22 protein-coding genes are annotated in these 22208 nt (G+C 69.5%); 7 read left to right on the forward strand and 15 right to left on the reverse strand.

The window, feature by feature from the left end; all coding sequences use genetic code 11:
- Positions 1-143 precede the first annotated feature (143 nt).
- The 5 genes from proC to AC3EO7_RS33130 form a co-directional block, all read right to left on the reverse strand.
- A complete protein-coding gene (proC, locus tag AC3EO7_RS33110; RefSeq protein ID WP_431966929.1) occupies positions 144-965 on the reverse strand; it encodes a pyrroline-5-carboxylate reductase in 822 nt (273 codons plus the stop codon).
- Between the two features lie 23 nt (positions 966-988).
- Positions 989-1876 (reverse strand): thioesterase family protein, encoded by an 888-nt coding sequence (locus tag AC3EO7_RS33115; RefSeq protein ID WP_431966931.1) that lies wholly within the window; start codon positions 1874-1876, stop codon positions 989-991.
- Positions 1877-1991: 115 nt separating this feature from the next.
- Positions 1992-2867, reverse strand: a complete 876-nt coding sequence (locus AC3EO7_RS33120) for a sugar phosphate isomerase/epimerase family protein (protein WP_431967420.1) — start codon at positions 2865-2867, stop codon at positions 1992-1994.
- Positions 2868-3008: 141 nt separating this feature from the next.
- On the reverse strand, positions 3009-4643 hold the full coding sequence (locus AC3EO7_RS33125) for a hypothetical protein (protein WP_435593349.1): 1635 nt from the start codon (positions 4641-4643) through the stop codon (positions 3009-3011).
- A gap of 114 nt (positions 4644-4757) precedes the next feature.
- On the reverse strand, positions 4758-5789 hold the full coding sequence (locus AC3EO7_RS33130; protein ID WP_431966935.1) for a Ppx/GppA family phosphatase: 1032 nt from the start codon (positions 5787-5789) through the stop codon (positions 4758-4760).
- 65 nt (positions 5790-5854) lie between these two features.
- On the opposite strand from AC3EO7_RS33130, the gene AC3EO7_RS33135 reads away from it, so the two are divergent.
- The 4 genes from AC3EO7_RS33135 (at position 5855) to AC3EO7_RS33150 (ending at position 8358) form a co-directional block, all read left to right on the forward strand.
- Entirely contained in the window at positions 5855-6730 is an 876-nt protein-coding gene (locus AC3EO7_RS33135; protein WP_435593350.1) for a DUF3109 family protein, read from the forward strand.
- A gap of 119 nt (positions 6731-6849) precedes the next feature.
- A complete protein-coding gene (locus tag AC3EO7_RS33140) occupies positions 6850-7329 on the forward strand; it encodes a hypothetical protein (protein ID WP_435593351.1) in 480 nt (159 codons plus the stop codon).
- A gap of 116 nt (positions 7330-7445) precedes the next feature.
- Complete coding sequence (locus AC3EO7_RS33145; protein ID WP_435593352.1) at positions 7446-7895, forward strand: hypothetical protein; 450 nt, start codon at positions 7446-7448, stop codon at positions 7893-7895.
- Positions 7896-8025: 130 nt separating this feature from the next.
- Positions 8026-8358, forward strand: a complete 333-nt coding sequence (locus AC3EO7_RS33150; RefSeq protein ID WP_431966943.1) for a hypothetical protein — start codon at positions 8026-8028, stop codon at positions 8356-8358.
- Positions 8359-8622: 264 nt separating this feature from the next.
- On the opposite strand, the gene AC3EO7_RS33155 is transcribed toward AC3EO7_RS33150, so the two are convergent.
- The 3 genes from AC3EO7_RS33155 to AC3EO7_RS33165 all read right to left on the reverse strand — a co-directional run bounded on the left by AC3EO7_RS33155 (position 8623) and on the right by AC3EO7_RS33165 (position 11267).
- Positions 8623-9312, reverse strand: coding sequence for a winged helix-turn-helix domain-containing protein (locus AC3EO7_RS33155; RefSeq protein WP_431958626.1), 690 nt, complete (start codon positions 9310-9312; stop codon positions 8623-8625).
- Positions 9309-10544, reverse strand: coding sequence for a sensor histidine kinase (locus tag AC3EO7_RS33160; protein ID WP_431966945.1), 1236 nt, complete (start codon positions 10542-10544; stop codon positions 9309-9311). The genes AC3EO7_RS33155 and AC3EO7_RS33160 overlap by 4 nt, the downstream gene beginning before the upstream one ends.
- A 180-nt stretch (positions 10545-10724) precedes the next feature.
- Positions 10725-11267 (reverse strand): winged helix-turn-helix transcriptional regulator, encoded by a 543-nt coding sequence (locus tag AC3EO7_RS33165; RefSeq protein ID WP_431966947.1) that lies wholly within the window; start codon positions 11265-11267, stop codon positions 10725-10727.
- 89 nt (positions 11268-11356) lie between these two features.
- Between AC3EO7_RS33165 and AC3EO7_RS33170 the strand changes: the two genes are divergently transcribed.
- A complete protein-coding gene (locus tag AC3EO7_RS33170) occupies positions 11357-12016 on the forward strand; it encodes an NADPH-dependent F420 reductase (protein ID WP_435593353.1) in 660 nt (219 codons plus the stop codon).
- A 61-nt stretch (positions 12017-12077) separates the two neighbouring features.
- Here the strand turns inward: AC3EO7_RS33170 and AC3EO7_RS33175 are convergent, their stop codons facing one another.
- The 6 genes from AC3EO7_RS33175 to AC3EO7_RS33200 form a co-directional block, all read right to left on the reverse strand.
- Entirely contained in the window at positions 12078-14129 is a 2052-nt protein-coding gene (locus AC3EO7_RS33175) for a CocE/NonD family hydrolase (RefSeq protein WP_431966951.1), read from the reverse strand.
- A gap of 342 nt (positions 14130-14471) precedes the next feature.
- Positions 14472-15209, reverse strand: a complete 738-nt coding sequence (locus tag AC3EO7_RS33180; RefSeq protein WP_431966953.1) for a phosphoglyceromutase — start codon at positions 15207-15209, stop codon at positions 14472-14474.
- A gap of 43 nt (positions 15210-15252) precedes the next feature.
- The gene (locus tag AC3EO7_RS33185; RefSeq protein WP_431966955.1) at positions 15253-16146 is read right to left on the reverse strand and encodes an ROK family protein; all 894 of its coding nucleotides are present in this window, start codon (positions 16144-16146) and stop codon (positions 15253-15255) included.
- 779 nt (positions 16147-16925) lie between these two features.
- Positions 16926-17429: a type III secretion system chaperone family protein gene (locus tag AC3EO7_RS33190; RefSeq protein WP_431966957.1), complete on the reverse strand. Its 504-nt coding sequence runs from the start codon at positions 17427-17429 to the stop codon at positions 16926-16928.
- Positions 17426-18838 (reverse strand): D-inositol-3-phosphate glycosyltransferase, encoded by a 1413-nt coding sequence (mshA, locus tag AC3EO7_RS33195; protein ID WP_431966959.1) that lies wholly within the window; start codon positions 18836-18838, stop codon positions 17426-17428. Before mshA ends, AC3EO7_RS33190 begins: the two co-directional genes overlap by 4 nt.
- Before the next feature lie 125 nt (positions 18839-18963).
- Positions 18964-19785 carry an alpha/beta fold hydrolase gene (locus AC3EO7_RS33200; RefSeq protein WP_431966961.1) on the reverse strand — a complete coding sequence of 274 codons (822 nt, stop codon included), beginning with the start codon at positions 19783-19785 and terminating at the stop codon, positions 18964-18966.
- A 97-nt stretch (positions 19786-19882) separates the two neighbouring features.
- Between AC3EO7_RS33200 and AC3EO7_RS33205 the strand changes: the two genes are divergently transcribed.
- A complete protein-coding gene (locus AC3EO7_RS33205; protein WP_431966963.1) occupies positions 19883-20617 on the forward strand; it encodes an SDR family NAD(P)-dependent oxidoreductase in 735 nt (244 codons plus the stop codon).
- Between the two features lie 207 nt (positions 20618-20824).
- The gene (gene mscL / locus AC3EO7_RS33210; protein ID WP_431966965.1) at positions 20825-21286 is read left to right on the forward strand and encodes a large conductance mechanosensitive channel protein MscL; all 462 of its coding nucleotides are present in this window, start codon (positions 20825-20827) and stop codon (positions 21284-21286) included.
- A gap of 24 nt (positions 21287-21310) precedes the next feature.
- Here the strand turns inward: mscL and AC3EO7_RS33215 are convergent.
- On the reverse strand, positions 21311-22208 hold an 898-nt coding region (locus AC3EO7_RS33215), incomplete at its 5' end, for a L,D-transpeptidase (protein WP_435593354.1).

The raw sequence follows: 22208 nt of genomic DNA on the forward strand, positions 1-22208 counted from the left end.
CGCCGGCTTCCCCACCGGCGGAACAGACACGCACGTGCTCCTTGAAGCTTAGCGGGGCCAGTGGGATTGCTGCGACGTGTGTGAGAAATCAGCTTCTGACGCCCGGTTTGCCCCGAGGGGAACGGTAGATGTACGGCCGGGCGTTATTCCGCCGACGCGCCCTGTTCCGCCGACCTCCGCTTGGCCGCGTGCAGCGCCTCGAGAAACGCCGAGCGGACGCCGCCGCGTTCGAGCTCGCGCAGGGCCGCCGCGGTGGTGCCCGCGGGTGAGGTGACGGCCGCGCGCAGCTCCACCGCGCTCTGGCCGGACTCGTCGAGCAGCGCGGCCGAGCCGACCATCGTCTGCACCACCAGCTGGGTGGCCACGTCCCTGGTCAGGCCGAGCCCGACGCCCGCGTCCACCATGGCCTCGACGACCAGCAGGAAGTAGGCGGGGCCGGAGCCGGATACCGCGGTGACCGCGTCCATGTGCGACTCGGCCACGGTGACGACCTTGCCGACCGCGGAGAGCACCTCGGTGACCAGCTCGAGCTGCTCGGCCTTGGCGTAGCGACCCGGCGCCAGCACGCTCATGCCCTGACCGACCAGCATCGGGGTATTCGACATCACCCGCACCACCGGGAAGCCCGCGGGCAGCTTGGCCTCCAGCCGCGCCGTCGGCACGCCCGCCGCCAGCGAGACGAGCACCTGGTCGCGGTCGCCCGCGTTCAGCTCGGCCTTGCCCAGTTCGGTCAGCACGACGTCCACGTCGCCCGGCTTGACGGCGATCACCAGAAGGTCGGCGCCGACGGCCGCGTCGGCCGCCTCGCCGGTGACCCGCACGCCGAACCGGTTCGCGATCAGCTCCGCCCGATCGGCGTGCTTCTCGACGACGACCAGATCCTTGCTCGCCCTGCCCGACTCCAGCAGGCCGGCGATCAACGCCTCCCCGATTCGGCCTCCACCGATCACCGCAATTCTCGTCATGGACGTAAAGATTAGTGTGCGCGTCAGCGACGTTGCGGAATCAGTGCGAGCTGACGGCTCTGCGCGACCACCGCACCCGTGCTGTCCAGGATGAGTTGATCCTCGTCGAACATGCGTCCGCCCACCTCGTGCGAGGTGGCGATGATGCGCAGCCAGCCGGGTGCGGGCCTGCGCCGGAGGTAGGTGGTCATCTGCACGGTGGGCGCCCAGCCGAACTGGCCGAGGTTCGCAGGCACCGGCGGGCTCATGTCGGCCGCCATCATCGCGAAGTACATGGACACGTCGGGATCGCGCTGATCGGCCTCGAACGGACGCATCCACAGCCGCAGCCGCGGCTCGCCCTTCGCGCCGTCCAGGAACTTCGCCCACTTCCGGTCCAGGTAGAGGTCGGCGCCCTTGGCGACGTGCACGATCTTGCCCATCGGGGAACCCTCGTAACCCATGGCGTCAGCGGCGGGTTCGGCGGACATGTCGCTGTGCTCGGCGGCGTACAGCGGTTCGATGTCGTCGAGGTGACCGAAGGTGAAGGCGGTGCGCACCATGGCGCGGCCGTTCTGGCTGAGGGTGGCGTCGGCGAGGCAGATCTGACGTCCGACCTTGCGGATGCGCACCTCGTACTCGACCTCGCCGGGCACGGGGGCGCCGAGGAAGTCCGAGCTGGCGGCGATCGGCGCCATCTCGGTGAGCGTCGGATCGGAGGCGCGCAGCCATCGGGTGGCGGCCGCAGCGCTCGCGGCGACCATGGTGCCGCCGTGCACCTTCTCGCCGATGGTCCAGATGTCGTCGATGACGCCCGCGTAGCGTCCGACGCCTGCCTCGGCCGAGAGCAGCTCGGTCAGCGCGCACACGGCGCCGAACGGGCCGTCCGTCGCGGTCGATTCGACCGTGTCGGCTGTGAACTCCAGCGTCATCGTCACTCCTGTCGTGCTACTCAGACGTTCGTACAGCGTACAACCCTTGATCGCTGGGACGGCATTCCCGGGAGCGGGCTGGATCGATCTCACACCGGGCGGACGCGGAAGCGCGTCAGAGCTGATTCGCGTGCGCGGAGGCCGACGCGGGCGTGGGGGCCACGCCGTTCAGATGCAGCCGGGCGAAGGCCAGCGTGCGGTGCAGCATCGCGGCGCGATGGGCGGTGGTGCGGGCGTTCTGGGTGTTGATCTCGGCGACGGCGTGCCCGGAGAAGCCGGTGCTCACCAGCTGCGCGCACAGTTCGGCGCAGGGCTGGGTGCCGTCGCCGGGCACCAGATGTTCGTCATGGGCCGCGCCGCGGCCGTCGGCCAGGTGCAGGTGGGCGAGGCCCTGTCCCATCCTGGCGGCCAGCGCGAGCGGATCGGCGCCCGCGGTCGCGGTGTGCGAGAGGTCGAGGGTGTAGTGCCGGAAGCCGGTATCGGTCGGGTCGTAGGACGGGCTGAAGGCGGTCAGGCCCCAGCCAGGGCCGCCGCGCCGCTCCAGCCGCTTCGCCGAACTCGCGCCACGGCCGAACAGCGAATCCGCGCGCATCGGGAACATGTTCTCCACCGCGACGACGACCGGGCTGTGCTCCTCCAGCTCGGCGACCTGCTCGGCGAAGCCCTCCGCGTAGCGCCGCTGCCAGCGGAACGGCGGATGCACCACCACGGTCGCCGCGCCGAGCGCCTCGGCGGTCCGCACGCTGCGCTCCAGCTTGGCCACCGGGTCCGCGCCCCACACGCGCTGGGAGATCAGCAGGCACGGCGCGTGCACCGCGAGTACCGGAACGTCGTACTTGCGGACGTAGCTCTGCACGGTGGCGATGCTCTGGCTGGCGGGCTCGGCCCACACCATCAGCTCCACGCCGTCGTAGCCCAGCTCGGCCGCGTACCGGAAGGCCGCCTCGGTGTTCTGCGGGTAGACCGAGGCGCTGGAGAGGCCGACCAGGATGTCGCGGCCCGGCGCCCCGGACGATCCGCCCGGCGCGCCGGCCGCCGGATCGCCGGTCTGATCGGGCGCCGGTCCCCCGACCGCGCTTCCGATCCGAGTGTTCTCCGCCTGCCCGATGGTCCCCACAGCCGCGCTCCCTACTCAGTTCGTACTGAGAAGAAAGGCTAGCGGTCCCAGCGTGACGAAGATGCCCACAACGACGGCGATCACCGTGCTGAGGATGTCGTCGGTCCGGCGCAGGATCCGAACCAGGGCCACCAGACCGAGGATCACGATCATCGCCAGGGCCAGCGCCACCCAGGGGAGCATCTCCCACATCCGCTCGAAACCTTTGAACAGCAACATTCCGGCGACCGCGGCGCCGGTACTCTGCCCGCCGAGAACCATCCACTGCTTGCGGTTGGCGTCGTACTCGGCCTTGCGCGCGGTGCGGGAGCGGCGCGTCGACGGCCGCTTGGCCGGCGCCGCGGCACGCGCCTGCGGCTCGTCCTCGTCGTCCTCCTCGTCGTCGAGCAGGAACGGGTCGTGCACATCGGTCAGGCCCTCGTCGAGCGCGACCGCGGCGCGACCGCCGCGCGACCGACCGCGACCGGCGCCCGCGCGTCCGGCGCGCTCCACGCCGTCGCGCAGCAGATCGCCCGCCACCGTCGAGCCGGAGACCAGCTGCTGATCCTGGCTGGCCAGCGACCACGCGGCCGTCGGGATACCGCCGGACCCGGGTTCGGAATCGGTCTTCTGCGGCTCCGGCTTGTGCCGCCGCGCCGACCACGAGGGCACCCCGCCCTCGGAGCGAGGAGATCTTCGCTGCTCCTCGCGCGGCTCCTGGCTCGGCGCGCGCCCCGACGGCTTGCCGCGGTCGGGCAGCGGCGAGAGCGGCAGGGGCGCGGAGTCGGGGGCGAACCCGTTCGACGGGGGCGCCCACGCCGCGGTCGACGGACCGGTCTCCTCGGCCTCGGCGGCCCTGCGCCGCGCGGCCCGGCCGCCGCGGCCACCGCGATCCTGCCTGTCGCCGCCGCGGGTCCCTGGCTCGTCGAGCGCGGGGCGTCCGTTGCGCGGAATGTCGAAGTCGACCGGATCGCGCAGCGGCGGGCCGACCACGATGGTGGAGTCTTCGTCCGGGTCCGGTTTGCGTCTGCGTCCGCTGCGCTTCGGAGCCGGCGCCTCGGCCAGTGCGTCGGCGCCGTACGGCGACCCGGCCGCCAGCGGGTCCGGCGCGCTGTGCCGGGAGCCCGGGGACATGTCGCGTCCGGGCATGACCAGGTTGGAGCGTCCGGGCGGCGGATCCGAGTAGGACGGCGTCGCCGGGTAGGGCGTCGGCTCGGGGTAGGACGGTGCCGCCGGGTAGGGGGCCGGCTCGGGATAGGACGTCGCTTCCCGGTAGGGAGCCAGCGGGTCGTACCTGGTGATCGGGCCGGACATCGGGGAATGGTTCGGCAGCTCCGCGACGGGATCCGGAGCGGCGAACGACATCGGCTCCGGCGCAGCGGGTTCGAAAGCCGGGGGCTCGAAAGCGGTCGGCTCGTAAGATGCAGGCGCGTCGGAGGCGGGCTCGAACGACGACGGTTCGTGCGCGGGCGCTTCGGCCACCTCGTCGTCGGGTGCGGCGTGCGCGGAGTGGCTGCCGCCGTCACGGATGACCGGAAGGTCGCCCGTCAGCTCGGCGACGGAGATGCCGCGGCCACCGCGCCTGCGCCGGCCACCGCCGGACGACGCGCCCTGCTGCCCGTTGCGAGCCAGCAGTTCGGCGACCGATAGCTGCTTGGATTCATCACTCATACCTGCACCTCGCTGACGCTCGGTTCCGGCATGCGCGATGCGCGCTGGCACATGATTCGCTCACTGCGTTCGCTCATGCCTGCGCCTCGCTGGCGCTCGGCTCACTGCGTTCGTTCATGACGACACCGTTCCGATCGGACCGGCGAGCGCGTCACCGCCGGGCGCCGGCTTGCCTGGTTCGGCCGCCGGGCCCGTCGAACGCGATGCTTCGGGTCCACCGTTCATATCGGTATCCAGTTTGCGCAGGATCAGCCCTTCTCGCAGTGCCCACGGACAAATCTCGAGGGTATCCAGCGACAGCGCCCGCATACTCGCCTCCGCGACCAATGCGCCAGCCACCAATTGCTGTGACCGATCGGAACTTACGCCTTCCAATTCTGCACGGTCCGACGCCGTCATCCGCGAGATGAAGGCAATCAGTTGGCGCAGACCTGAGCTGGTGAGTGTACGACGCACCCGGGTGCCCGCCGCGGAGGGCGCCGCTCCGGTCAGTCTGGCCAGCGATCGGAATGTCTTCGACGTGCCGACGGCGAGATCGGGCCTGCCCGCCTCGATCAGCTGTTTGGCGGGGGTGACGAGTTCGGCGTCGAGCCAGTCGCGCAGTACCGCGACCCGGCGTTTGCCCGGCGGATCCTCGCGCAGCCACTCCCTGGTGAGCCTGCCCGCCCCGAGTTGCAGCGAGAGCGCGACGTCGGGCTCCTCGTCGCCGCCGTTGCTCATCTCCAGTGAGCCGCCGCCGATATCGAGGTTGAGGATGCGGCCCGCGCTCCAGCCGTACCAGCGGCGCACCGCGAGGAAGGTCAGCCGGGCCTCGTCGACGCCGGTGAGCACCCGCAGCTCGACGCCCGTCTCGGCGCGCACCCTGGCCAGCACCTCTTCGGAGTTGGCGGCCTCGCGCAGCGCGGAGGTGGCGAACGGCATCAGCTCCACGCAGCGGGATGTCTCGGCGATGCTGGCGAATTCGGCCACGGTCTTGATGAGCCGCTCGGCGCCCTGGACGGTGATCCGGCCCGCGTCGTCCAGGTTCTCCGACAGCCGGAGCGTGGCCTTCGTCGAGCTCATCGGCATCGGATGGCCGCCACGGTGCGCGTCCACCACGAGCAGGTGAACGGTATTGCTTCCGACATCGAGTACCCCAAGCCGCACATGAACACGGTACTGGGTCGACCAGCACTTCAGGCCAGGCGATCGAACTGTTAGCGTCTGCAGGTGTGACGGTAGGCGCAACCGCAAGCAGCCAGACCCCGCCCCGACCAGCGGCGAAGATCGACCCCGCGCCGGAGGTCGATCTCGATTTCCCGCGCGAATGGATCGAGTTCGTCGATCCAGCAAATGACGAGCACCTGATCGTCGCCGATATGACCTGGCTGCTGTCCCGGTGGACCTGCGTCTTCGGGACGCCCGCCTGCCAAGGCATCATCGCCGGTCGCCCGGACGACGGCTGCTGTTCACACGGCGCGTTCCTCTCCGACGAGGACGACCAGGAGCGTTTGCGTAACGCTGTGAAACTGCTCACACCGGACGACTGGCAGCTGATGCGCGAGGCCGAGAACGCCAAGGGCAAGGTGACCAAGAAGGGCTACCTGGAGCTCGACGAGCTCGAGGACGAACCCGCGCTACGCACCCGGCGCTTCGACGGCGCGTGCATCTTCCTGAACCGCCCCGGCTTCGAAGGCGGCGTCGGCTGCGCGCTGCACACCATGGCGCTGCGCCGCGGCATCGAGCCGCACACCGTGAAGCCGGACGTCTGCTGGCAGCTGCCGATCCGGCGCACTCAGGAATGGGTCGACCGTCCCGACGGCGTGCAGATCCTGCGCACGGTGATCACCGAATACGACCGGCGCGGTTGGGGTCCCGGCGGCCTCGACCTGGACTGGTACTGCTCCGGTTCGCCCGACGCGCACGTGGGCGCGCGGCCGGTCTGGCAGTCCTACGCGCCCGAGCTGAAAGAACTGCTCGGCGAACCCGCCTACGACGAGCTGGCCAGGCACTGCAAGCGCAGGGAGGGACTCGGCCTGATCGCGGTCCATCCCGCGACGGTGCACGCGCAGCGCAACGCCGAGCAGCGAGCACACGGCACGGCCTAGCCCTCCACGCCGCACGCCCTAGCGGACGCTTGTCCAGTTTTGCGAAACGCCAACATTTCACACATTCGGTCGCTTACTGTGCGGAGGCCCACATCCAGTGGGCAGCACAGGAGAACACCATGAGTATCACCACGCCAGGCCTGGTCGGGCGCCGGATCGGCACCGGACTCGCGGGCTTCGCCGCGGCGACGGCCGTCGCCGTCTTCGCGGCGCCGCAGGCGCACGCCACCGTCGACTCGATCACCGTGTCGGGCACCGACCACACCATCGACACCACCTACACGCTGCGCGCCGAGCTCAGCGGCGCGGGCATCGGCCTGCTTGTCTATTGGTCGGACAACGGCGATCAGATCACCGGCCCGAAGGTGCCGTGGCCGGTCGGCGAATCCTCCGTCAGCTGGACGCCGAAAACGCCGGGGCAGCACCTGATCACGGCCTCGCAGGGCGGCAGCACCAAGACCATCGTCGTGCAGGTGACCGACCCGAGCGACCCGGGCGACCCGGGCGACCCCGGAGATCCCGGAAATCCGGGCGGGGGCACCGGCAGTGCGGGAACGGGCAGCGCGGGCAAGCTGCTCGGCAGCCTGTTCGGACGCTGAGTCCCGGTTCTTCCGAACGCATTTCGGCGCGGCCGAACTCACGCCGAAATCTGAAATATCTCCGCTTCAAAGAGTAGGGTCCAGTCGATCGACATGGTCGGCACAGGAGGAGCACCATGACATCACTCAGCATCATCCGGCGCGGGGCGGGCGCCGGACTCACCGCGTTGGCCGCCGCCGCCGTCACCGTGCTCGCGGCGCCGTCGGCGTATGCGGCCGTGCAGTCGGTCTCGGTCGAGGGCAGCGACCACAAGGTCGGCACCACATACACCATCACAGCCGAGGTCGGCGGCGCGTCCGGCGGCCTGCTGGTCTACTTCAGCGACAACGGCGAATTCATCGGCGGGCCAAAGGTTCCGTGGCCGCCGGGCAGCGCGACCATCGAATGGAAGCCGAGCACGCCCGGCCAGCACATCATCACCGTCGAGCAGGGCGGCACCACCAAGTCCATCGTGGTCGAGGTGTCCAAGGCGAGCAGCGGCGGCACCGGAAGTTCGGGCAGCTCCTCCCTCAGCGGCACCGGCAGCGCGGGCAAGTTGCTCGGCGGACTGCTCGGCAGCAGCTGAAAGACTCGGTGTGCAGACCGTGACTTCGCGGTCTGCACACTCCCCTGACCAGCGCGGGTGAGCCGAGCACACCCGGCAGGTCATCTGTTCGCCATGCGCGCGTCACCCATTTCGGGTTTGATCTCGGTTCATGAAGAAAGCGCTCACCCTCGCAACCCTCGTCATCGGCGCGACCATGGCCATGGCCGGCGGCGCCCACGCCGAGCCCGACGCGGATCCGACCAAATTCTCGGACTTCACCGCCACTTTCGTGCCCGCGACCGATCCGTCCGCGGTGAATGCCGCGAAAGAGGGCAAGAACGTCATCATGAGCCCCTACGGCACCGGCCGCACCATCGCCTGCCGCGGCAACGGCACCAGCGTCCCGCTCTACGACTGCATGCAGGAAGACGATCTCGGCTGGATCACGCTGCGCAAGACCGACGTTCCCGGCATCGGCCCGACCTGGGTCTACCTCCCGTAGGAAACGCCGCAGACGGCGTCCGCCGATCGGACGCCGTCCGGGCAAGATCCGCCGACTGCCAGTGCGGCGGCGGTACGCATCGAAGACGTTGCCGGACAACGTCCGCAGACGTTGCCGGACAACGTCCGCCACCAGACCGCGCACGGCCGGAGCGAAGGCGGAGGTACGCCTTCAGGGGGCTCGCTACGCACACAGCATGAACGGGCCCCGGTTCCGCGCTCGGGGTGAGGACGTGGAACCGGGGTCCGTTCGCTGTCTCGGCGCTCAGGCCTCGAGCTTGTACCCGAGACCGCGCACGGTCACCAGGTGCTCGGGCTTGGCCGGATCGGCCTCGATCTTCGAGCGCAGCCGCTTGACGTGCACGTCGAGGGTCTTGGTGTCGCCCACGTAGTCGGCGCCCCAGACCCGGTCGATCAGCTGGCCGCGGGTCAGCACCCGGCCGGAGTTGCGCAGCAGGTACTCGAGCAGATCGAATTCCTTGAGCGGCAACGTCACCGGCTTGCCGTTGACCAGCACGGTGTGGCGGTCCACGTCCATCCGGACCGGACCGGCCTCCAGCACGCCGTTCTCGCTACCGCCTTCGAGCTCTTCGCCAGAACCGCGGCGCAGCACCGCGCGGATGCGCGCGATGAGTTCACGCGCCGAGTACGGCTTGGTGACGTAGTCGTCGGCGCCCAGTTCCAGGCCGACCACCTTGTCGATCTCGCTGTCCCGCGCGGTCACCATGATGACCGGCACGCCGCTGCGGGTGCGCAGCTGCTTGCACACGTCGGTGCCGCTCATACCCGGCAGCATCAGGTCCAGCAGGACGATGTCGGCACCGGAGCGGTCGAATTCGGCGAGCGCGGACGGGCCGTCGCCCACCACGGTGACCTCGAAGCCCTCCTTGCGCAGCAGGAACGCGAGCGGATCGGCCAGCGACTCCTCATCCTCGACGATCAGAACACTCGTCATCTGCGTGCCTCCACACCATTCGGTCTGCCCGTCCCCTGGGGGCGCGGGCCGGTTTCCTTCGTGCTCACCACGGGGCCTTCGGCTTCCTCGTCGCTGTCGGTCTCGAGGTGGGCGGGTATTCGCAGGGTGAACGTCGACCCGGTGCCCAGCTTGCTCCACAGGGTGATCTCACCGTTGTGGTTGGCCGCCACGTGCTTGACGATAGCGAGCCCCAGGCCGGTACCACCGGTGGCGCGCGAACGCGCCTTGTCGGAACGGAAGAACCGTTCGAACACCCGCTCCTGGTCTTCCTTCGGTATGCCGATGCCGCGGTCGGTGACCGCCATGGCGACATGGTCGCCGCGCAGCGACCGGCTCACCGAGACGTGCGAACCGGTCGGCGAGTAGGCGATCGCGTTCTCCACCAGGTTGGACAATGCGGTGACGAGCAGCGTCTCGTCGCCGAGGACCTCGAGCCCGCTCGGCCGATCGGTGCTGACGGTGATGCCCGCCGCCTCGGCCGCGGTGCGCGAGCGGTCCACCGCCTGCATGACGACGGTGTCGACGTCGACGACCTCGAGTTCAGGCAGCTTCTCCGCGCCCTGTAGTCGCGAGAGCGCGATCAGCTCGGTCACCATCTTGCCGAGGCGGCGGGATTCGCCGAGCACGCGTTCGCCGAAGTGGCGCACCGCCTCGGGATCGTCGGCGGATTCCAGCAGCGCCTCGGCGAGCAGGCTCATCGCACCGACGGGGGTCTTGAGCTCGTGACTGACGTTCGCGACGAAATCGCGCCGGGTGGCCTCCATGCGGGCCTGCTCGGAATCGTCGTCGGCGAACAGCACGGTGAAACCGGTCTCCTCCAGCGAGAGCGGCCGTGCCACCCCGCGCACCGCGATCCTGCTGCGGCCCGGCATCGGGTTCTTCGCGGTCAGGTCGAATTCGGCGGACTCCCCGCTGCCGAGCACCTTCTCCACCGCGGCCCACGCGCGTTCGTCGAGCAGGCGGTTGCGGACCAGGCCGAGTTCCTCGGCGCGCGGGTTCACGAGCACCACGTCGCGGTACTGGTCGACCACCGCGATGCCGCTCTCGGAGGCGAGCACGATCAGGTCGAGCACCTGCGACATGGTCAGCCCGGAATCGGCCTGCCGACGGGCGGCCTGACGGGCGTTCACGTACGGAATCAGCAGCCCACCGACTGCCAGGCCGACGACAGCCGCAAGAACTGCCAACAACACGACCTGCGGAACACTCACACTTGAATCGTACGGTCGCCAACCGACCGACCAACGCCGGGTTCACGAAGTTTCATGCAGGTCATAGGGCATTCCAGGGCCGTTAGCCGTGTGTTTACGCATTGTTCCGACTAGGGGTGGCGTCGCGCGTCGCCGCGAGCAAGATCAGCCCCGGCCGGTGGACGAGATCGATGGCGGCGGTCAATCCCCCTCCCCCGCGAGGGCCGCGTTCACCGCCCTGCCGTGCTTGTCGACCCACTCGCCGAGCGCGTAGATCGGCCCGAGCAGATCGTGGCCCGCCACCGTGAGTTCGTACTCGACGCGCGGCGGCGCTTCGGCGTAGCGGCGGCGGCGCACCAGCGTGAGTTGCTCCATCCGGCGCAGGGTCTGCGTGAGCATCTTCTGACTGATCCCGCCGATCGCGGTGCGCAGCTCGCTGGGACGCATCGGCCCGTCCCTCAGCATGTAGACGATCACCGGCAGCCAGGAGTTGCCGAACAGGTCGACGCCCATCCGCGCGGGGCAGTCCGATTCGTAGTCGCCGTAGGGCGGGTAGTCGATCCGGACCGGTTCCGCCTCGTTCGGCATCGGAACGCTCGCCACGGGTTCATGCGCTGTTGTGGGGTCCGGGTCGTGGAACCGGGTCAGCGGGGACTGGGCAGCGCCTTCCGGCTGCGGTGCCATTGCTGCGCGGGACATCGGTCCGGCGTTCGCGCTGCCGGTGTCGGCGGGTGACGCGGTCATGTGTTCAGCATGGCACCGCCGTTGGGCACCCGGAGGTGCCTATCGAACTCTCTACCGTCAGAACCACATTCGACAACGAGGAGTTCACAATGCGAATCGGAATCATCGGGACGGGCGCGATGGCGCGGGCGCTCGGCGGCGGCTGGGCCGCGGCCGGGCACGAGGTCCGCTTCGGCGCGCGGCGCAGCGAAGGGGCTGTCGAACTGGCCGACGCAGTTGGTCACGGCGCACAAGGCGGGAGCATCGACGAGGCGGCCGGGTTCGGGGAGGCGGTGCTGCTCGCGGTTCCGGTCGACGCGCTGGACGCCGTCCTCCGATCCACCGGCCTCGACGGCCGCGTCCTCATCGACTGCACCAACGCCTTCGAGCCCGACGCCGCCGCACCCGACGGCACGATGAATTTCGTCCTCGGCGAGGACGCGGTGGCCGAACGCATCGCCGCCACCGTCCCCACGGCACACGTGGTGAAAGCCTTCAACATCTGCGCGGCCGAAGTGTGGGCGGCGCAGGAGCGCGCTTTCGAGGGCAGCCCGCTCTCCGTTCCCGTCTGCGGCGACGACCCGGATGCCGTGCGCCTCGTCGCCGGTTTGGCCGAGGACCTGAAGCTGCGGCCGTTTCCGGCGGGTGGGTTGCATCGGGCTCGGTACTTGGAGGCCGCTTCGGTTCTGACGGTCGGGCTCTGGTTCGCCGGGCACGACAGCCGGGCGATGCTCCCACCGCTCGCCGCCGCGTTTGCCGCGCGCGATTGATGGGAGGCAGACGCCTGGTGAGGCACCTTCTGTTTCGAAGACGCCCCTCGGGAGACGGGATTCACCAACCGTGATTGCCGCGTACCGGAATGTTCACGAAGCTCGGGCGCTCCGGGTCCAGCTGCACGTGCTGCGGCTTCAACTCCGTGTCGAGCAGCATCGGCAGGACCGGCAGGCCCTTGGGGAAGTTCCCCGCGAACACGTCCACCCGCAGGCGGTGGCCCGGCTGTAGAACCGCCTCGGTGGCGCTGAGCGTGATGTCCAGCGTGGCGGCCTCACCCGGCACGGTCGGCTGCCTGGTCTCCAGCGAGGTGAACGGCCGCGGGTCGGTGTAGTCGCCGTTGGCCGAGCGGGTGCTGTTGGCCTCGTCCACCTGCCGCAGCGAGGCCATCAGCTGACCCGAGGTGAGCACGGTCGACTGGCCGTCGGGCGCGACGTCGTTGACGGTCACCGTCCAGTAGCCGTCGGCCGCGTCCTGAACGGTGTTGAGCCGCACCGCGATCGGGCCGGAGATGGTGGTCGTGTCGGCCACCGGCGCGCTGGTGAAGGTGAGCGCGTTCAACTCCGCGATACGGGAATCCTTGGCACAGCCGTCGATGATCGACAGGATGCCCGCGCTGCCCTGCGCGGCATCGTTGGAGCACACGGTGGTCAGGCCGGGCCCGACCGTCAGCCGCGCGGTGTCGGCGTTCGCGTCGCCGGTGAGCGAGCCATCGTAGACGCTGCGCGCGGTGCCGCTGGGCTCCGCGGACAGGTACATGCGGCGGTGCTGCGCGGCGGCCTCGCCGACGGCCGACGCGCCGAAACCGTTCTGGGTGACCCAGCCGCCGCCCTGCTGACGCAGGGTGACCGGGCCGTAGCTGTCGATGCCGTTGTCGATGCCCTTGAGCCACTTGTCGAACCACGCGCGCTGCAACACGTCCAGCCGCGGCGGCAGGCCCGGCTTGCCGTACTCGTTGCCGGAGTTCACGTGATAGGTGTTGCCCATCAGCAGCTGCTTCTGACCAGCGGGCAGCGGAATCTCGTTGTAGATCTGGGATTCCGAGTAGGTGAACAGGTCGTGCCAGCCGCCGACGACGAAGGTCGGCACCTGGATCTGCCTGGGATCGCTGACGTAGTCGCCGCGTTCGGGGCTGTTGTGGCTGAGCAGGCCGAGCAGGCGCGGGTCGGCGTCCTCGAAACGCGTTGCGGTGTAGGCGTTCAGGAACACGTCCATGAAGGTGAGCGGGGAGGCGGCTCGATCGGCGAGCCATTCCCAGTCGAACTGGCCGTTCACGATGGACTGGAGATCCGGCGCCCACTTGAGGGTGTTGATCGCGGTGAGCCACAGCGGGATGAAGTTGAAGCCGAAGCCGCCGCCGGGCGCGAGCACGTCGTTGACCAGGTCGCTGCCCGGCACCACCGGGAAGATCGCCTTCAGCGCGGGCGGCTGCTGCGCCGCGGCCTGCACCTGGTTGATGCCCGAGTAGGAGATGCCGTTCATGCCGACCTTGCCGTCCGACCACGGCTGGCGCGAGGCCCAGTCGATGACCTCGAGGGTGTCCTGCTGCTCCCGGGCGCGGAGCATGTCCCACTCGCCCTGCGAGAAGCCGGTGCCGCGCACGTCGACGACGACCTGCGAGTACCCGCTCTTGATCAGCTGGCGGTCCACCGTGAAGTTGCGCAGTTCGCCGCCGCCGAAAGCCTTGGTGAGGTCGGTGACGCCGGACAGCGGGGTGCCGCTGAAATCGATCTGCCGGAACAGCTCGAGCAGCGCGTCGGACAGCACCGGAACGGACTGCGCGTGGTCGGCGAGGTTCGACACCAGCTTGGTGTAGGGCGTCAAGTTGACGATGGTCGGCGTCGGCGCGTCGATCGGTCGTCCGGAGGCGTCGGCGGGCCGGTAGACGTTGCCCTTCAGCACCGTCCCATCGCTCATCGTGACCGGCACATCCCATTCGATGTGCACGTTCGGGTACTGCTGGGCGCCGTCCTCCGTCGCGGTCCACGCCGCTCCGGCGGCGCCGCCGTCGGGACCGGTCGCGGCGGGCGCGGCGGTCGCGCCAGTGGCGAGGAAAGGAACGAGCACGGCGGCGGCGAGCGCCGCGACTGTGGCCCGTAACGCGTACTTCATCGGACGTGATCCACCTCTCGGACTGGTCGAACGTCCGGAAGCATACACAACTTACCAGTCGGTAAGAACTCCCGGATTCACGGCGAGCTGATGGAATCGCAATTCACATATGCCTGACAGCACGCGATAGCCACTGGGTATGTGGGTCTTCGCGAGATCCCTGCGCCGGAATGAAGGTTTACCGCATCGGCCGCGGCCGCGCGCATGTACACGCCGGAGAGCGGGCCGAAGCGTGGCGATTCTCGCCGAGAACACAGGCATGGCGGCGCCCGGATCGACCGCCCGCCGAACGACAAATGCGCCGCGGTCGATTACCGACCGCGGCGCATTCTCGGTTTCGTACTACTTACCGCCCTGGCTCGCGACGGCGGCCGCGCCCGCCGCGGCGGCCTCCGGGTCCAGGTACTCGCGCGGACGCACCGGACGCAGGTTCTCGTCCAGCTCGTAGCGCAGCGGGATGCCGGTCGGGATGTTCAGGCCTGCGATGTCGTCGTCGGAGATCTGGTCCAGGTGCTTGACCAGCGCGCGCAGCGAGTTGCCGTGCGCGGCGACCAGCACGGTCTTACCGGTGAGCAGCTCCTTGGAGATGGTCGACTCCCAGTACGGGACCATCCGGTTCACCACGTCGAGCAGGCACTCGGTCTTGGGCACCTCGATGCCCGCGTAGCGCGGGTCGCCTTCCTGGCTGTACTCGTTGGCCGGGTCGATCGGCGGCGGCGGGGTGTCGTAGCTGCGACGCCACAGCATGAACTGCTCGTCGCCGTACTTCTCGCGGATCTGCGCCTTGTTCTTGCCCTGCAGCTCGCCGTAGTGACGCTCGTTGAGCCGCCAGTCGCGCACCACCGGAATCCAGTGCCGGTCGGCCGCGTCCAGCGCGATATTCGCGGTGGAGATGGCACGACGCAGCACCGAGGTGTAGACGATGTCGGGCAGGATGCCGTGCTCGGCGAGCAGCTCGCCCGCGCGCTTGCCCTCGGCGATGCCCTTGTCGGTCAGGTGCACGTCCACCCAGCCGGTGAACAGATTCAGGGCATTCCATTCGCTCTCGCCGTGGCGCAGCAGCACGAGGGTGTACGTCATGACGGTCATCCTGCCACGCGCGGCCTTCGCGCCCGAGCCCTGGTCAGGGTGCCGGAGCGAGGGCGGTGAGCAGTCCGGCGCCGACCAAGGTGGCCTGATCGCCCAATTCCGAAGGGACCACGCGCAGGTCGCGGAGAAAGTCGATGCGGGCGTGCGCGCCGAGCGCCTCCTGTAACGGTCGCCACAGTGGCTCGCCGGACTGGGCGAAACCGCCGCCGACGACGACCAGGTCCACGTCGAGCAGCGCGGCCGCCGACGAGATCACCTGTCCCAGCGCGATTCCCGCGCGCCGCAGCGCCGCCTTGGCGATCCGGTCCCCCGCCTGGGCGTCGACGGCCAGCTCCACGCCGGTGTTGCCCTCCCAGCCGCGCTCGCGCGCCCACCGCACCGAGGACGGGCCGCTGGCCACCGCCTCCACGCAGCCGACGCCGCCGCAGGCGCAGGGATCGGTCGACCCCGGGACGATCATGTGGCCGATGTGACCGGCATTGCCGGTGTGCCCGACCGCGACCATGCCACCCACGACGACGCCGCCGCCGATGCCGGAGGACACCGTCATGGCCAGCGCGTCCGGCGTCTCCCGCGCCGCGCCGAAATGCCGCTCGGCCAGCGCGAGGCACACGCCGTCGATGGCGAAGCGCACCGAGGCGTCCGGGAACACTTCCTGCACCGCGGGCACCAGCGCGAATCCGTCGCGCCACTCCGGAATGTTGAGCGGGGTGGTGATGCCCGCGGGCGCGTCCACCGGACCGCACGCGCCGATGCCGACGAGGTCGATATCGGACCCGTTGGCCGCCGCGAGCAGCAGCCCGCGCACCGCGTCCCACACGCCGGTCGGCGGCACCTGGATGCGGCCGACCTCGTGCGTCATCCCGTCGGCCCCCACCAATCCGACCGCGATCTTGGTCGCGCCGATGTCCAATGCGAGAACGGTCATCTGAAACCCCCACTTCCCAACGCCACCGGACCGCCGCGATGGCGCGACGGTCCGGTGCCGAATGATCTTGCTGTGCGGTCGCCAACGGTAGTTGCCCGACGGCCGACCGGCACCATCGGTCTCCACGCCCGGCGGTTGACGAACACCATCGGCCTCCCCATCCGGCGGTAGTCGAGCATCATCAGCCTCCACATCCGGCACACCATCGGACCTCGCGCCCAGCGGTAGCCGGACGTCATCGAACTCAGCACGCGACACGCAATCATCAGCCACGGCAGTCGGCAGTCGGCAGTCGGCAGTCGGCAGTCGGCAGTCGGCAGTCGGCAGTCGAACACCACCAGGCCTGGCGCCCAGCGGTTCCCAGACACCATCGGGACTGAGTACGCGGCAGGCAATCATCAACCGCAGCCTTCGCGCGCTCGGCGAGCACAGCCAACCCTTCGGCGAGCACCATCATTCTCACCTCCCAGCGCGGCCGGCCAGCATCTCCAGCCCCAACACTGGGCGGGCGATGGGCACGATCAGGCTTGGCGGGGGCACGCTCAGCGCTCAACGGGCACCGTCGGATTCCGCGTCCGGCGGCCTAGTTGTCCAGCGCCCAGTGCGCACCGCCAGGCTTCGCGCCCAACGGTCGGCGCATCATCAGGCAGTCAGCATCTGGCAGCGCGAGGCACCGTCAGGCTTGGATCGGCGGGCATCGCCAGCTCGCGTCAGAAGGTTGCCGCGCACCATCGGGCTCACCGCCGAGTGGCTGCCGGACCCCAATCGGGTGCGGGCGGTCAGGAGTTCTCGGAGGATTCCACCAGGTGCTCGAACGCGCGCAGGTTCTTCAGTGACTCGCCGCGGGAGACCCGCCACTTCCATTCCTTCCGAATGGATTCCGCGAAGCCGAGTTCCAGTAGCACGTTGAAGTCGGCGTCGGCCGCCTCGAGCACCTGGCCGAAGATGCGATCGAGCTCGTCCTCGGTGACGGCGTGCGTGGCGATGCGGCCGACCAGGTAGATGTCGCCGACCCGGTCCAGCGTGTAGGCCACGCCGTAGAGGCGGCGGTTGCGGCGGAGCAGGAATTTGTAGACGCCCTCGAAGTTCTCGTCGGGCTTGCGGCAGACGAAGGATTCGACGCGCACGCCGTGTTTGCCGACGGTGAGCATCAGCGTCGTCTTCAGTTTGCGCTCACCGGGCAGGACGACGACGAAGACGTCCTCGCTCGGGCGGGTGTACTCGATCTCCCGGTCCCGCAGTGTCTCGTCGATCAGCCGCGCGGTGGCCTGGGTATCGGTCATCGGTGCACTCCCATCCTGCGCCGCCACAGCGCCCGCGATCTGACCTGTCCGCCCTCGCCGAGGAGCGTGGCACCGGACAGGCTAGTGCGTTCCGTCGCGAGCGGGCCGTCGAGCACCGTCGGCCGGGCGCCGCCGGACTCGCCCGCGCCGAAATCGGACAGTGCGGCGGCGTAGCTGGCGAGCAGACCGTCGGCGGTGTGCTCCCAGGAGAAGTTCGCGGCGTGCTCGACCGCACGGTCGCGCATCGCACGCAGCCGGCGCGGCTCGTCCAGCAGCGTGCCGAGCGCGGCGGCCCAGTCCGGGATGCGGTGACCGGCCACCAGCAGTCCGGTCTCGCCATGCCGGACGGCGGTGCCGAGACCGCCCACGTCGGCGGCGAGCACCGGTGTGCCAGTGGCCTGCGCCTCGATGGCGACCAGGCCGAAGGACTCGTTGTAGCTGGGCACAGCGACCAGGTCGGCGGCGCGGTACACCTGGACGAGCCGGTCCGGCGGCTGCGGCGGCAGGAAGGTCACGCGGTCGGTGATGCCGAGTTCGGCGGCGAGCTCGATCAGCGCGTCGGGACGCTCGAGGCCGGAGCCGGACGGCCCGCCGACGATCAGCACACGCAGGTTGCGGGCGGGATCGGTGCGCAGTAACTCGGCGGCGGCGCGCACGAGCACGTCGGGCGCCTTGAGCGGTTGGATGCGGCCGACGAACGCGACGATCTTCTCGTCGGCGGCCAAGCCGAGCTCGGCGCGGGCCGCGGCCTTGTCGCCGGGACGGTAGCGGGCCAGGTCGGCGCCTGGCGGCACCACGTCGATGCGTTCGGCGTCGGCGCTGTAGAGCTCGACGAGCTGACGCGCCTCTTCGGCGGTGTTGGCGACCATACGGTCGGCCTCGGCGATGACCTGTTTCTCGCCGATCTCGCGGGTGGCGGGCTCGGGGCAGTCGCCCTCGGCGAGCGCGGCGTTCTTCACCGCGGCCAAGGTGTGCGCGGTGAACACCAGCGGCACCCGCCAGCGATCCCTGGCCAGCCAGCCGACCTGACCGGACAGCCAGTAGTGCGAGTGCACCAGGTCGTAGTGGCCGGGCTGGTGGCGCGCCTCCTGACGCAGCACCTCCGCGGTGAACGGGCACAGCTGAGTGGGCAGGTCGTGCTTGTCGAGCCCCTCGAACGGGCCCGCCACCACATTGCGTACCAGCACGCCCGGTCCCGCCTCCTGTACCGGAGGCACGTTCGAGGAGGTGGCGCGGGTGAAGATCTCGACCTCGGTCCCGCGTCGTGCCAGCTGAAGAGCCGTTTGCAGCACATAGACGTTCATGCCGCCCGCGTCGCCGGTGCCCGGTTGCGCGAGCGGTGAGGTGTGCACCGACAGCACGGCTATCCGATTCGGCCGTAGGTCTGCACGTTGACTCACACCATCCATAGTGCACGGTGGCTAACCGCTCCCGACGCCGCCTACCGGCCAAGTGAGAGTCATCACACACCGCGAGCCGGTGGGCTCGCCGAACGCGTTGACCTGCGATTCGAATGTATGTGCGTACCGAAGGGCTACAGGCTGTCGGCGAACTCGGTGACTTCGGCGACGAAGCGCGGGCGGTCCTCGATGAACAGACCGTGTTGCGCATCCGGCCAGAACGAGGTGCGCGCGTGCGGGGTGTTCTCCGCGATGTAGCGGCCGTTCTCGACGGGCACCACCGGGTCCGCTTCGCCGTGCAGCACGAGCACCGGAATGTCCAGGGCGCGAAGGGTTTCGGTGTTGTCGACGGAACGGTAGAACAGCGCCTTGCGCACCGAGGGCGGGGTGGACAGGCTGATGCCGAAGAGCCGCTGGGCGTCCACGCCCTTGTCCGGACCCGGACCGGTATTGGCGTTGCCGAACACGGCGAAGGCCCTGGTGGCGCGGCCCGCGCTGGTCTCGAAGACGCCGGGGATGGCCTGCTGCATGGCCGTTCCGGTGGCCGCGCCGGGCACGTCGCGGCCGATGTTGGCCATCGAGCCGGTGAACACCACGCCCGCCACCGCGCCCGTGCCGTAGGCGGTGAGGTAGTCGCTGATCACGATGCCGCCGTAGGACCAGCCGAGCAGCACCGCGCCGGACGCGATCCCCTCGGCCGCGAGCACCGCGGCGAGGTCGGCGGCCCAGTTCTTGGGGTCGTCGTAGCCGATCTCCGGGACGCCGGAATAGCCGTGACCGCGCAGATCGACCGCGATCACCCGGAAGCGGCCGGCCAGATCGTCGGCCGCGCCGCCCCAGCAGCGCAGGCTCGCCGACCAGCCGTGGACCAGGACGAGGGGCCGCCCGTCGGAGGGGCCGTCGACCCGATAAACGATGGTGGTGCCGTCCGCGCTGACCGCTTCCCGAAGTGCCATGGCACCCAGCGTAAGGGCGCGCGCCGACGATCCGCGCGGGGTGATCCGCGCGACAGCGCGCGGCACCCGCAAACACTCCGCACATAAGATCGCCCCCATGAGCAATCGCACCGCCGTCGTCACGGGAGCCAGTTCGGGCATCGGGGAAGCCACCGCGCGGGAACTCGCGGCACAGGGCTACCACGTGTACGTCGGCGCGCGCAGGCTCGACAGACTGAAGGCTCTCGCCGACGAAATCGGCGGCACGGCAATGGAACTCGACGTCACCTCGGAGGAGTCCGTCGCGGCGTTCACCGACGCGGTGCCGACGGTCGACGTGCTGGTCAACAACGCGGGCGGCGCGAAAGGCCTTGCGCCGGTGAGCGAGGCCGATCTCGACGACTGGCGCTGGATGTGGGAGACCAACGTGCTGGGCACGCTGCGCGTCACGAAGGCGTTGCTGCCCAAGCTGATCGCGTCCGGCGACGGCCTGATCGTCACCATCACCTCGGTCGCCGCGTTCCACACCTACGACAACGGTTCCGGTTACACCTCGGCCAAGCACGCCCAGGCCGTGCTGCACCGCACCCTGCGCGGCGAGCTGCTCGGCCAGCCGGTGCGGCTCACCGAGATCGCGCCCGGCGCGGTGGAGACCGAGTTCTCGCTGGTGCGTTTCGATGGCGACGCCGAGCGGGCGGCGAAGGTGTACGAGGGGATCGATCCGCTGGTCGCCGCGGATATCGCCGAGATCGTGGGGTTCGTCGCCTCACGGCCGCCGCACGTGAATCTGGACCAGATCATCGTGAAGCCGCGGGATCAGGCCGATCCGGGACGATTCGCGCGGCGTTCCTGAGCCGCTCGCTCGCCGCGCGCGGCGGCGGGCCCGCCGATGCTGCGGGCGGACGAGTCCAGGGCGCACGACCGACGGCTCGATGGTGTCCTTATTGCCGGAAATCATCCACAAGATCGTTTGCTGTGAATTCGCCGAGTTGCGGAGTCGCGGTTAGCATCGGATGGTTTTTCTGAAATTCGACTACACCAGATTGGAGTTGTTCGACTCATGCTCAAGGGCTTCAGAGAGTTCCTGATGCGCGGCAATGTCATCGATCTCGCCGTGGCGGTCGTGATGGGCACCGCGTTCACGGCGGTGGTGACCGCGGTGACCAAGGGCGTCGTCAACCCGTTGCTCGCCGTTCTCGGCAACGCCAACGAACTCGGCCTCGGCTTCCACCTGGTGCCGAGCAAGCCCGCGACGTTCATCGCCGTCGGCCCGATCGTCACCGCGATCATCGACTTCGTGATGATCGCCGCGGTCCTCTACTTCGTGCTCATCCTGCCGATGAAGACCCTGAAGAACCGGTTCGGCACCACCAAGGCCGCCGAGCCCACCGAAATCGAACTGCTCATCGAGATCCGCGACCTGCTCGCCAAGCAGAGCGCCGACGCCCGCGCCACGCAGAACGCCGAAACGCTGGCGAAGCTCGACCGGGTCGACCCCACCGTCGGCAGCTCGCAGCGGTAGGGACGATCCCGGCCGGAGGTGCGCCTACCGCGGCGGACCCGGCGTGACCGGCGTCGCGGAGACGACCGGGGCCGCGGAACCGTCCAGCGCGGACATCGTCTTCCAGGTGGCCCAGTCGATGGTCCAGTCGTAGAGGTCGCCGTCGGCGGCGGAGAGAGCGATCGAGGTGCCGGTGACCTCGACCGGGTCGCCGTAGAGCGCGGTCGGGAAATACGCCTGGGCGTCGGCGGGCGAGAGGTTGATGCAGCCGTTGGTGACGTTCGCCGAGCCCTGCGCCGACAGGGATTCCGGGTTGGCGTGGATGAATTCGCCGTTGTTGGAGATGCGCACCGCCCACCGTTCCCTGACGTTGGTGTAATACGGCGGATTCGACATCAGGAAATCCTCGTACTTCTCGGTGACCACGTGGACGCCCGAGCGCGTCACATTGCGCGCCTCGTTGCCCTCGCCGTAGCTCACCGCGAAATCGAAGACGGTCTGCCCGTCGCGCACCACGCGCATGCGATGGCTCGGCGCGTTGGCCTCGACGATCTGGCTGCGGCCGATGCGGAAATCCGAGGTGAGGTCGGAGTAGCCGTAGTGGCCGCCGCCCAGGTCCAGTCCGTAGAACTTGGCCGCGACGTGCACGGTGGTGCCGGGCGTCCAGTACTGCTTCGGCCGCCAATGCAATCGCGAGCCGCCGTTGTCGTCGGGGAACCAGGCCCATGCGCCCTCGGTGGCCGGATCGGTGGTGACGGTCAGCGCCTTCTCCACCTCCGCCTTGTTCGTCACCGGGGACTTGAACTGGAGGATGATCGGCGCGGCGATGCCGACCTCCTGGCCGTCGCCGATATTGACCGTCGCGGGGACGGTGCTCTTCGGGGTGAGCGTGTGGAACGAGCCGTCGATCGGGACGGACTTGGGGTCGGTGTCGACCGCGGTG

The sequence above is a fragment of the Nocardia sp. bgisy118 genome, assembly GCF_057708605.1.

Coding starts and splice junctions, on each gene's coding strand:
- AC3EO7_RS33165 (WP_431966947.1), bottom strand. CDS start 11,267: ATGACCGCGTCACCCGCCGACACCGGCAGCGCGAACGCCGGACCGATG.
- mscL (WP_431966965.1), top strand. CDS start 20,825: ATGCTCAAGGGCTTCAGAGAGTTCCTGATGCGCGGCAATGTCATCGAT.
- AC3EO7_RS33125 (WP_435593349.1), bottom strand. CDS start 4,643: ATGAGTGATGAATCCAAGCAGCTATCGGTCGCCGAACTGCTGGCTCGC.
- AC3EO7_RS33180 (WP_431966953.1), bottom strand. CDS start 15,209: ATGACGTACACCCTCGTGCTGCTGCGCCACGGCGAGAGCGAATGGAAT.
- AC3EO7_RS33200 (WP_431966961.1), bottom strand. CDS start 19,785: ATGGCACTTCGGGAAGCGGTCAGCGCGGACGGCACCACCATCGTTTAT.
- AC3EO7_RS33170 (WP_435593353.1), top strand. CDS start 11,357: ATGCGAATCGGAATCATCGGGACGGGCGCGATGGCGCGGGCGCTCGGC.
- AC3EO7_RS33190 (WP_431966957.1), bottom strand. CDS start 17,429: ATGACCGATACCCAGGCCACCGCGCGGCTGATCGACGAGACACTGCGG.
- AC3EO7_RS33140 (WP_435593351.1), top strand. CDS start 6,850: ATGAGTATCACCACGCCAGGCCTGGTCGGGCGCCGGATCGGCACCGGA.
- AC3EO7_RS33115 (WP_431966931.1), bottom strand. CDS start 1,876: ATGACGCTGGAGTTCACAGCCGACACGGTCGAATCGACCGCGACGGAC.
- AC3EO7_RS33185 (WP_431966955.1), bottom strand. CDS start 16,146: ATGACCGTTCTCGCATTGGACATCGGCGCGACCAAGATCGCGGTCGGA.
- proC (WP_431966929.1), bottom strand. CDS start 965: ATGACGAGAATTGCGGTGATCGGTGGAGGCCGAATCGGGGAGGCGTTG.
- AC3EO7_RS33150 (WP_431966943.1), top strand. CDS start 8,026: ATGAAGAAAGCGCTCACCCTCGCAACCCTCGTCATCGGCGCGACCATG.
- mshA (WP_431966959.1), bottom strand. CDS start 18,838: ATGGATGGTGTGAGTCAACGTGCAGACCTACGGCCGAATCGGATAGCC.
- AC3EO7_RS33175 (WP_431966951.1), bottom strand. CDS start 14,129: ATGAAGTACGCGTTACGGGCCACAGTCGCGGCGCTCGCCGCCGCCGTG.
- AC3EO7_RS33205 (WP_431966963.1), top strand. CDS start 19,883: ATGAGCAATCGCACCGCCGTCGTCACGGGAGCCAGTTCGGGCATCGGG.
- AC3EO7_RS33155 (WP_431958626.1), bottom strand. CDS start 9,312: ATGACGAGTGTTCTGATCGTCGAGGATGAGGAGTCGCTGGCCGATCCG.
- AC3EO7_RS33145 (WP_435593352.1), top strand. CDS start 7,446: ATGACATCACTCAGCATCATCCGGCGCGGGGCGGGCGCCGGACTCACC.